The sequence below is a fragment of the Undibacterium sp. RuRC25W genome, from assembly GCF_049339825.1.
Classification (GTDB): domain Bacteria; phylum Pseudomonadota; class Gammaproteobacteria; order Burkholderiales; family Burkholderiaceae_D; genus Undibacterium.
In genome coordinates this window covers 1-10,295 of sequence record NZ_JBMPPD010000060.1, presented here as the reverse complement: position 1 = coordinate 10,295, position 10,295 = coordinate 1, and the positions used below count along the sequence as shown (strand labels likewise).

Below are 10,295 nucleotides of genomic sequence, written 5' to 3'. Positions count from 1 at the left end.
TGGGTGAGATGTGTGTAGTTCATTATGCAATTTCGACTGGCCGGTCAAAAAGGCACAAATGCTATCGCATCTTGCCCTCATTAACCGGTACCGTTCATAAATTGCACTTCATCCTAGAATTCGCCAAGGTTAAAAAACAAACCGTTTTAAGAATAAAAAAAGGCCGATATAATCGGCCTTTTTTTGCAACTGTGATTGCCACTAAAATGACGACTGAACATCAATTCGGCAGGATTACGCCTTTGGCGCACCGCCCAAAAGAAATGCCCGTTTTTGTGGCTTGGCTGCTGCAGAGGGCGCACTCGTCGTCGATGTAGTTGTCGAAGGAAGCGTACTCGCGCTTGGTTCATATGGTTTAAGGAACCATGGATCCACTTTCTCGCGCGGTGACTGAAAGCTACGTCCGGATTTTTCTGGACGATCGCCACCCTGACGATCCGAACGGTCACGTGAGTGGCGCGGACGTTCAGGTTGCTGCGTTGATACAGCAACAAAACCAGCCAAATTCAAACGAACGATTTTCTGCTTAATCAGCTTTTCAATATCAACTAATAAACGCTCATCCTGATCTGTATGCAATGAAATCGCATCACCTTTTGCACCAGCACGTCCCGTACGACCGATACGATGGACGTAATCTTCGGCGTTATAAGGCAGATCGTAGTTAATCACGCATGGCATTTCAGAAATATCGAGACCACGTGCAGCCACGTCTGTTGCCACTAAGACTTCAACTTCACCGCGCTTAAAGTCTTCTAGTGCCAGCATACGTTCTGATTGTGATTTATCACCATGAATCGCCGAAGCTTTGACACCCTGCTTTACTAAATGAAGCGCAAGACGCGAGGCACCGATTTTGGTGTTCGAGAACACGATCACTTGTTTCAGACCGCGCTCACGGATAATGAAGGAGACAGCATCACGCTTTTCATCTTCCGCCACTTTATACAAAATTTGCGTCACGTTATCGGAAGTCGCGTTACTACGTGCGACTTCAATCGTCTGCGGATTAGTCAAAAAGCTAGCCGCCAGTTTTTTGATTTCTGGCGAGAACGTCGCCGAGAACATCAGATTCTGGCGTTGTTTTGGCAACAAATTAATGATGCGCTGCAAGTCAGGTAAAAAACCCATATCCAGCATGCGATCCGCTTCATCCATCACCAGAATTTGTGTCTGTGACAGGTTGATCGTTTTTTGCTGAACGTGATCCAACAGACGACCTGGTGTCGCGATAACAATTTCCACCCCAGAGCGCAGCGTTGCCGTTTGCGGCGCCATATCAACACCGCCGAACACAACCGTCGAACGCAAAGGTGTGAAGCGCGAATACGCCTTCACATTCTCAGCAACCTGATCAGCTAGTTCACGAGTCGGCGTCAGGATCAGAGCGCGAACTGGGTGACGCGCTGGTGAAGCGCTGGTGCTGGCGTGAGCCAGCAGACGTTGAATAATCGGCAAAGAAAAACCGGCTGTTTTTCCAGTACCTGTCTGAGCAGCGCCCATCACGTCTCTGCCTTGCAAAACAACCGGAATTGCTTCGGCTTGAATTGGCGTCGGGTGGACATACCCTTGCTCAGATAAGGCACGTAAAATTTCAGGTGCCAGACCAAAATCCTCGAAACGAGGAACGGCAACAGGTGGTTCAATTACAGTAATGCTGGCAGGACCTTGTACAAGGTCGGACTTAATATCAGTCATGTATTCTATGGTGGGTCTCCCACGTATCACAACGGGCGCCAGCAACATTTCTGGCATTACCACGGTCTGCGACAGTCAAAGGAGAATAAGCGTAGGCTAAGGAAGCACAGATTATATTACAAATCAAGGGCTTAGCGCAAACAACCTGATTTATGACCTGCTAATGAGGTGCAATCCCCTCTTTATACATGATTATCACAAGACATGAACGTCAAGGTCCGCATGCCAGTCGCTTGCTCAAGCATATTCTTTGCGGCACTTAATTCCTAGCACCACATGAAAATTACACCCAAGAAACTTAATTTTCGCGCTAGATGGACTGACGAAATGAAGGACTTGCGCCTATTTTATTTCGGATCCAAACGCAATCTGCACCGCAAACACGCTTTTAGACCAACACGGCGTTGGGACCAAGAAATTCGACTTATTTCATCGCAAAACTTAAATCAGTTTGATAATCATTCTCATTTGCATTACAATAAAGCCCAATTAGCCACCACAGCCCATAGCAGTGGATTAGCCACCACACTCAACCACTTCTATTCCTGAAAGAAACCATGGATCGTCGAACACCCGTTGCCGCCGCCCTCATCACTCTATTTGCTCAGCCAATCAGCTCTATAGCCCATAATGCCGAAGCAATTGCAGCGCCAGAAGCGAGCACCAGCGAAGTCACCATTCAGGGCACCAAAAATGAGTTTGCCCCTGGTGCGCTCGGACTCAGTAAGCTGCAAGGCGATCTACGCGACATCCCGCAGTCCATTACCGTTGTCAATAAAGCCTTAATGCAATCACAAGGCGCAAACTCTTTGTCTGATGCCTTACGCAATGTTTCTGGCATCACGTTAGGTGGTGCGGAGGGTGGGCAAATCGGCAACAACGTCAACCTCAATGGCTTCTCTGCCCGTACCGATGTCTATCTGGATGGATTCCGCGATCGCGGTCAGTATTACCGCGATACGTTTGCATTGGATTCCGTTGAGGTATTGATGGGTCCCTCATCCATGTTATTTGGACGCGGTTCGACGGGCGGCGCAATCAATCAGGTCACTAAAAAGCCAACCCTTAGCGATCAGACTGAGCTCACCGCTTCTCTCACAACGAATGGCTTAATCCGTTCTACAGTCGATTTCAATAAAGCGACGTCCGATACGTCTGCAGTACGCGTCATGGCGATGGGGCAAAATGGGAATGCGACCACCCGCGATCAGTCTTCTATGCAAGACTTTGGGCTGGCACCGTCGGTGAGATTGGGAATTGGCACGCCAACTGAAATTACGTTGTCCGCATTATTACAGCACAACCATGACATGCCAGATTATGGTGTCGGCCCACTGAACGGTCACCCGGCACCTGTCGATCGCGATACCGCATTTGGCTATAACGATGATCACACCGACTCTGATATCGCCGCATTAAACAGCACGATTATTCATAAAATTGATACCAAAACAACGCTCCGCAATCAAACGCAGTTTAACTACGTCCGAACCAATGCAGTAGAGACAGCACCGAATACCATCGGGACGGTAACAGCGAAAGGCTTTGTTCCTCTACCAGTTGCAGCGACGACCAACTTACCATTGTCGAGCCTCTATGAGCGCCTGCAAAGCCACGATAGAACTATCCGTGATTACTCTTTCTTTAACCAAACCGAACTGACCACGACCATTGATAGCGGGAACTTCCGCCATCAGTTGCTTGCAGGCGTTGAACTGGGTCACGATGGCTATGACAATCAGAATTATTATCGCAATGGAACTTGCAATGGCGTAGCACTCACCGCCGCAACCGCAACCAATGGTTATGTGGCTTGTGTACCGCTATTAAATCCTGGCAGCACTAATTCGCCATCGAGTGTCGTGAGTAAAGCAGGAAATCGCCAAGGTGGATCGGCAAATACAGTGGCGACCTACATCAACGATACGATGGATGTGAATCAGTACGTAAAATTAGTCGGCGGCCTACGCTATGACCGCTATACAGCCAGCATTACTAACTCAATCAATTCGTCCAATACAACAGGCAATACGGCATTGCCAAGCGCGCATCAATCCATTGGGTTCACGAGCGTACGTTTGGGTAGTATCTGGCAGCCAGATACAAAACAATCCTATTATGCATCCTATGGCACATCCTTCAATCCTTCATTAGAACAATTGACGGGTACCGTTGGTCAACAAAATCTCGATCCCGAAAAAAATCGCTCCTACGAACTCGGCGGCAAGTGGGATTTAATGGATAAAAATCTGGCGGTGACCTCAGCGATTTTCCAGATCCAAAAAGAAAATTCCCGTAGTCAAATCACGACTGGTGTGTATGCCTTGCAAGGTACCGTGCGCGTCAACGGCTTCAGAGCAGGCATGAACGGCAATTTAAGTAAAGACTGGCAAGTCGCAATGAACTACACCTATCTCGATGCCAAAGTGGTAGCAGCATCCAGTGTTGACGGCACCTTAGGCAAGACGCCAGCCAATACGCCAAGCAATACGATCACAGCCTGGACGACCTATGAAATAGCACCGCATTGGGAAATGGGGGGCGGCCCCGTCTATATGTCGAAACGCTATGCTAACGCAACAAATACCGTGAGCGTTGGTGGCTACACACGTTGGGATTCGACCGTTGCCTATAAACAGAAAAAATACGATGTCCGTTTAAATCTGTTCAACCTGACCAATAAAATGTACTACGATAACTTGATCCAATCCGATGGTGGCCGCTCAGTACCTGGCAGCGGACGCACAGCAATGCTGTCTGTCGATTATCGTTTCTGATTAAACCAAAAGAAGAGCCCAATCATGTTGATTCATGTCCCCCACGTCTTGCAAGGCGATACCTTAAAGACCGTACGCGCAATGTTGGAACAGGCGGGTGACGCTTGGGTAGATGGTCGCGTCACTGCTGGATACCAGGGTGCGCCCGTTAAATTGAATCAACAGATCGACGAACGTTCCGAGGTGGCACGTCAGTGTCAGCATCTGATTTTAGCTGCCCTGGAACGTAATCCTTTATTTATCAGTGCGGCACTACCCAATATCGTGTATCCACCGATGTTTAATCGATATGGCGAAGGCATGGGTTTTGGATTGCACGTGGACGGCAGCATTCGCTTACATCCTCACAATGGCAGCAAGCTGCGCACGGATGTCTCTGCGACGTTATTTTTAGCCGATCCGGAAGAATATGACGGTGGTGAATTGCAAATCGTCGACACCTACGGCACGCACAGCGTTAAACTTGCCGCTGGTGACATGGTCGTCTACCCCTCGACCAGCCTGCATCAAGTAACCACCGTCACGCGTGGCACACGTCTGGCTTGTTTTTTGTGGGTACAAAGTCTGGTCAAGGACGATGGGCAACGCAGCTTATTGTTTGATATGGACAACGCGATTCAAACCCTCAACCGCACCAAAGCAGACGAAACCGCACGCCGCAGTTTGGTGGGTTGTTACCATAATTTATTACGGCAATGGAGTGAAACCTAAGGCGGCTTCACTGGTCAGTGCTCCCCCGCTGACCTCGGTTGCCAACTTGGCTTTCAATACAATCACAGCGCGCTTCATCTCTGAAGTGCGCTGTGTTTTTTTACGCTAATTTTTAGTAAATCAGTTCACTGCAAATGCTGTTTATGGTGCATTAGGTGATCTTCAATAAAGCTACTCACAAAGTAATAGCCATGATCATATTTTTGCTGGTATCGCAGTGTCAACGGCTGACCAACTTGGTTGCAAGCAGCTTCAAACAAATGCGGATGTAACTGATTGGCGAGAAACTGATCAGCATCGCCCTGATCGATCAGAATACCTTGCGGATACGGTGCTTGCTGTTGTTGTGACATTAAGATACTGGCATCGTGCTGCGCCCAACTTACCTGATCATCACCAAGATACGCCTGAAACGCTTTTTGGCCCCATGGACAGCTCACTGGCGAGGCAATGGGGGCCAACGCTGAGAGACTACGGAAAACGCCCGGATGACGCAATGCGAGAGTCAACGCACCATGCCCTCCCATTGAATGCCCCATGATACCGAGGCGTTTTTCATCAATAGGGAGAAGTGGCAGAAGCAGATGGCGCAGCTCATCGACGATGTAGCTCTCCATGCGGTAGTGCTTACGCCATGGTGCGGCAGTCGCATTCAGATAAAAACCCGCAGCAACCCCAAGGTCCCAGGCATCACTGTCACCTGGTAAATTGGCACCACGCGGACTGGTATCCGGTGTAATCAATATCAGTCCCTCACGTGCAGCGACCCGCTGTGCGCCAGCTTTGATCATGAACGTTTCTTCACTACAGGTCAGTCCCGCCAGAAAAAAGATCGCAGGACAGACCTCACCTGTCAGCGATTGCGGCGGCAAGTAGACAGAAAAACGCATCGGCAAACCGATCTCTGTCGATGCATGGCGATAAAACTGCTGTAAGCCACCAAAACTGGCATGTTGCGACAGCAGCTCGATGCCATCAGGCAACGCTGGAAGAGTGAAGTTTGTCATGATCAGTACAGAACAACGGAACGAATTGATTCACCGCTCTTCATCAGATCAAATCCTTCATTGATCCGTTCGAGTGGCAGATGATGGGTAATCAGATCATCAATATTGAGCTTGCCTTCCATATACCAGTCAACAATTTTTGGCACGTCGGTACGACCACGGGCACCGCCAAACGCAGAGCCTTTCCATTCACGCCCAGTAACTAACTGGAACGGGCGGGTACTGATTTCGGCACCAGCTTCGGCAACGCCGATAATGAAGGATTGCCCCCACCCTTTATGAGTGCACTCCAGTGCCTGACGCATCACCTTAGTATTACCAATGCACTCAAAAGAGTAATCGACACCGCCGTCCGTCAATTGTGCGATGTGATCGACGACATTTTCAACCTCATTTGGGTTAATGAAATGGGTCATCCCAAACTTACGCGCCATTTCCTGACGCTTAGGATTGATATCAATGCCAATGATTTTATCAGCGCCAACCATTTTAGCTGCCTGAATCACGTTCAGACCAATCCCGCCCAGACCAAACACGGCAACGTTCGCGCCTGCTTCGACTTTGGCACTAAAAACAACCGCACCGACGCCAGTCGTGACGCCGCAACCGATATAGCAAATTTTATCGAAAGGCGCATCTTCACGGACTTTAGCGACGGCAATTTCAGGCACAACGATATAGTTAGAAAACGTCGAGGTTCCCATGTAATGGAATAATGGTTTTCCGTCCAGTGAGAAGCGAGAAGTCGCATCTGGCATCAGTCCACGACCTTGTGTTGAACGGATCGCCTGACACAGATTGGTTTTGCGGGACAAGCAGAATTTGCACTGACGGCATTCTGGTGTATAGAGTGGAATGACGTGATCGCCCTTGCGAACACTCGTCACACCTGGGCCAGTATCAACGATAACACCAGCACCTTCATGACCGAGAATTGCCGGAAATAAACCTTCCGGGTCTGCCCCAGACAAGGTGTAGTAATCGGTATGGCAGATACCAGTGGCTTTTACTTCAATCAATACTTCGCCAGCACGTGGCCCTTGCAGATCGACTTCTTCTATCGTTAACGGTGCACCGGCTTTCCAGGCAATAGCAGCTTTGGTTTTCATGTTGTTCTTTATAGGTGTGAGTGCCAGGCCGGCGCTCGTCAGATAATTAAATATCCGTCATTGTGTTGGATAGATAAATTTCCTGCGTCATCTATTTATCAATCTGGCTCAAAATGACTGAATAATGGCTGAAAAAGACGGAAACTGAAGAAGCAGTTATGATACGCATGGATCAACCAACGCCGATCAACGATGAAGCCTGAAAAAAATGCCACCCCGAGAACGGTAGATATAGTGATCTATCCTGGCTTTAAATCTCTGGAAGCTATTGGCCCTATGTCCGTGTTTGAGTATGCCAATATTCACCTGCAGCGACAAGGGAAGCCCTCGTTTTATGACGTCAAAATTGCTTCTGTGCATCCCGGGATGATACGTTCAGACACCCTAATGAGTCTGGAGGCGACGAAAGCGATCGGCCCGCTCGCTTTACCTGATGATGCCATTATTGTCGGCTCGCGTCGCATCAATGAAGCACTGATAGCACACCCAGAAATCATCGATTGGGTTGAAGCGGTAAGTAAAAAAATAAACCGTCTCGCCGCCTTGTGTTCAGGGACATTTTTTCTGGCGCAGGCTGGGGTGCTTGATGGAAAGAAAGCGACGACACACTGGAGTGTCGCTGACCAGTTAGAACAGGACTTTCCTGCAATTCAAGTCGATGCAGATGCCATTTTTATCCGTAATGGCAACCTCTGGACATCAGCGGGAGTAACAGCCGGAATCGATCTCGCACTGGCGTTTGTCGAGACGGATTGTGGTCATGCCTTAGCATTGGAAGTAGCGAGTGATATGGTGGTCTACCTTAAGCGCCCTGGTGGTCAGTCACAGTTTAGTACACACTTACTCAGCCAGAAAACAGCGCAGACCAATATCCGTGAGTTACAGGAATGGATTTTGGTTAATTTGCATCAGCGTCTTCCTGTATCACAATTAGCCAACATGGCGGGGATGAGCTTGCGCAATTTCAGTCGCCTATTTCACCAAGAAGTCGGCGTGAGCACACTCGAATTTATTGAAGCAGCCCGGGTTGAATTTGCCTGTCAGCTCTTGGCAAGCAATGCTGACGCAAAGGTACCTGTGAAGACAATTGCAAGGCGCTGCGGATTTTCAAGTGATGACCAAATGCGACGTATTTTCCAGAAACGCTTATCGTGTTCGCCCGGCGATTATCGGGCGCGCTTATGCGTTCCAGAATAAGAACGCCGTCTTCACCAACGTTGACTGGGAGAAGACGGCGCCCTGACTGACGTGGCTCAGCCAATGTTACAACGACATACTCACCCGCTGCGCCATCGCCGCACGCCAGCGCTGCAAATGCGGGTACTGCTCATCCACTTTAACTTTAACGACGCGCGCAAAATCAACTGTCACTACGGCGGTGATATCAACGATACTAAACCGATCAGTGGCGATATAGTCACGGCCAGCAAGACGTTCGTTTAATGTCAGAAAGAATTGCTGGACGCGCGCAAGTCCCCGTTGTGCCAGCTCAGGAATCTGGGGATAATTCACAGGCCCCGGTAACGCACGATCTTTCATGGCCGGTGAACTGTTACGCAAGGCTTCCGCAATCGCCAGCAATCCTTCAAATTCAACCCGCCAGTTCCAACTTGCTATTTCAGCTTTTTCTTCTGGCGTCATACCAAACAGTGGCAGCGCCGGGAATTGCGCCTCAAGATAAGCGGCGATTGCAGCGTTATCGGTTAATACCAGGCCACTCTCCGTTTTTAAAGCAGGTACGGTACATGCCGGATTGATCTGTCTGAATGCGTCGCTGAGTTGCTCACCCGTCCGTAAATCGACCTGCACTGTATCGTGAGCAACACCTTTCTCGGCTAGCAGAATACGCGCACGACGAGGACTAGGTGCGGTACTACAATCGTAAAAAGTAATCATGATGTCTTCCTCCGTTGATTGAGTTTACTTTTATTTTGTTGATTCTTGCTGATCACTGATTACGCTGATTTGCTGATTTTATCCTGCGTTTTTGTCTCAAAATCGCTGGCATCGTGGCGCTCATGTAATTGGCTTGCAAGATCACCAAAAACGCGGTTCACCATACGCCCCCGCTTGACCGCTGGGCGTTGTGCAATCTCATTTGTCCATCGCAATACATGGGTATATTCATGGACTTGCAAAAACTCACCCGCTTCGTATAACTGACCTTTGGCCATTGTGCCGTACCACGGCCAGATCGCCATATCGGCAATCGTATAGGTATCACCAGCAACGAATTGACTTTCTGCCAGTCGTCGATCAAGGACATCCATTTGCCGTTTAACTTCCATCGCATAGCGGTCGATCGCGTATTCAATTTTGGTTGGCGCATAGGCATAAAAGTGACCAAACCCACCACCCAGAAATGGTGCACTGCCTACTTGCCAGAACAACCAAGATAAACACTCCGCCCTTGCTGCGCTATCCGCAGGTAAAAATGCACTAAATTTCTCAGCGAGATGCATCATGATCGCGCCAGACTCAAATATCCGAACAGGCGTTGAGCCACTGTGATCAACCAATGCTGGGATCTTAGAATTTGGATTGATTTCTGTGAACCCCGTACTGAATTGCTGACCTTCACTGATATTGATAAGCCACGCATCGTACTCAGCGCCAGCATGACCTGCCTCCAGCAATTCTTCGAGCAACACCGTCACCTTGACGCCGTTAGGTGTACCAAGAGAGTAAAGTTGAAAAGGATGACGGCCGACAGGCAATTCCTTCGTATGAGTCGGACCAGCGACGGGGCGATTAATTTTTGCGAAGCGTCCGGCGGGGTCACTGTTCGGGGTCCATACTTTAGGTGGGACGTAGGGCGAGGAGTTATCCATGGGCAATGCCTTTCGTTGATGAGGAGGGTTCAATAATTAGGCGAATTCTAGGATGAAGTGCAATTTATGAACGGTACCGGTTAATGAGGGCAAGATGCGATAGCATTTGTGCCTTTTTGACCGGCCAGTCGAAATTGCATAATGAACTACACACATCTCACC

8 protein-coding genes are annotated in these 10,295 nt (G+C 49.1%); 3 read left to right on the top strand and 5 right to left on the bottom strand.

Annotated elements, in window-relative coordinates; all coding sequences use genetic code 11:
- Positions 1-234: 234 nt before the first annotated feature.
- A complete protein-coding gene (locus ACO0KV_RS18105) occupies positions 235-1,698 on the bottom strand; it encodes a DEAD/DEAH box helicase (protein WP_423044526.1) in 1,464 nt (487 codons plus the stop codon).
- A gap of 557 nt (positions 1,699-2,255) precedes the next feature.
- Between ACO0KV_RS18105 and ACO0KV_RS18100 the strand changes: the two genes are divergently transcribed.
- Together ACO0KV_RS18100 and ACO0KV_RS18095 are read left to right on the top strand one after the other, a co-directional pair.
- The gene (locus ACO0KV_RS18100) at positions 2,256-4,475 is read left to right on the top strand and encodes a TonB-dependent receptor (RefSeq protein WP_423044524.1); all 2,220 of its coding nucleotides are present in this window, start codon (positions 2,256-2,258) and stop codon (positions 4,473-4,475) included.
- Between the two features lie 24 nt (positions 4,476-4,499).
- A complete protein-coding gene (locus tag ACO0KV_RS18095; RefSeq protein ID WP_423044522.1) occupies positions 4,500-5,186 on the top strand; it encodes a Fe2+-dependent dioxygenase in 687 nt (228 codons plus the stop codon).
- A gap of 125 nt (positions 5,187-5,311) precedes the next feature.
- On the opposite strand, the gene fghA is transcribed toward ACO0KV_RS18095, so the two are convergent.
- Both fghA and ACO0KV_RS18085 read right to left on the bottom strand, forming a co-directional pair.
- On the bottom strand, positions 5,312-6,193 hold the full coding sequence (gene fghA, locus ACO0KV_RS18090) for an S-formylglutathione hydrolase (RefSeq protein WP_423044520.1): 882 nt from the start codon (positions 6,191-6,193) through the stop codon (positions 5,312-5,314).
- Between the two features lie 2 nt (positions 6,194-6,195).
- Positions 6,196-7,302, bottom strand: a complete 1,107-nt coding sequence (locus ACO0KV_RS18085; protein WP_423044518.1) for an S-(hydroxymethyl)glutathione dehydrogenase/class III alcohol dehydrogenase — start codon at positions 7,300-7,302, stop codon at positions 6,196-6,198.
- Positions 7,303-7,494: 192 nt separating this feature from the next.
- On the opposite strand from ACO0KV_RS18085, the gene ACO0KV_RS18080 reads away from it, so the two are divergent.
- Complete coding sequence (locus ACO0KV_RS18080) at positions 7,495-8,499, top strand: GlxA family transcriptional regulator (protein ID WP_423044516.1); 1,005 nt, start codon at positions 7,495-7,497, stop codon at positions 8,497-8,499.
- Between the two features lie 66 nt (positions 8,500-8,565).
- Here the strand turns inward: ACO0KV_RS18080 and ACO0KV_RS18075 are convergent, their stop codons facing one another.
- Both ACO0KV_RS18075 and yghU read right to left on the bottom strand, forming a co-directional pair.
- The gene (locus ACO0KV_RS18075; protein WP_423044514.1) at positions 8,566-9,198 is read right to left on the bottom strand and encodes a glutathione S-transferase family protein; all 633 of its coding nucleotides are present in this window, start codon (positions 9,196-9,198) and stop codon (positions 8,566-8,568) included.
- Positions 9,199-9,257: 59 nt separating this feature from the next.
- Positions 9,258-10,133: a glutathione-dependent disulfide-bond oxidoreductase gene (gene yghU, locus ACO0KV_RS18070; RefSeq protein WP_423044512.1), complete on the bottom strand. Its 876-nt coding sequence runs from the start codon at positions 10,131-10,133 to the stop codon at positions 9,258-9,260.
- Positions 10,134-10,295 lie beyond the last annotated feature (162 nt).

Coding starts and splice junctions, on each gene's coding strand:
- yghU (WP_423044512.1), bottom strand. CDS start 10,133: ATGGATAACTCCTCGCCCTACGTCCCACCTAAAGTATGGACCCCGAAC.
- fghA (WP_423044520.1), bottom strand. CDS start 6,193: ATGACAAACTTCACTCTTCCAGCGTTGCCTGATGGCATCGAGCTGCTG.
- ACO0KV_RS18100 (WP_423044524.1), top strand. CDS start 2,256: ATGGATCGTCGAACACCCGTTGCCGCCGCCCTCATCACTCTATTTGCT.
- ACO0KV_RS18105 (WP_423044526.1), bottom strand. CDS start 1,698: ATGACTGATATTAAGTCCGACCTTGTACAAGGTCCTGCCAGCATTACT.
- ACO0KV_RS18080 (WP_423044516.1), top strand. CDS start 7,495: ATGAAGCCTGAAAAAAATGCCACCCCGAGAACGGTAGATATAGTGATC.
- ACO0KV_RS18095 (WP_423044522.1), top strand. CDS start 4,500: ATGTTGATTCATGTCCCCCACGTCTTGCAAGGCGATACCTTAAAGACC.
- ACO0KV_RS18075 (WP_423044514.1), bottom strand. CDS start 9,198: ATGATTACTTTTTACGATTGTAGTACCGCACCTAGTCCTCGTCGTGCG.
- ACO0KV_RS18085 (WP_423044518.1), bottom strand. CDS start 7,302: ATGAAAACCAAAGCTGCTATTGCCTGGAAAGCCGGTGCACCGTTAACG.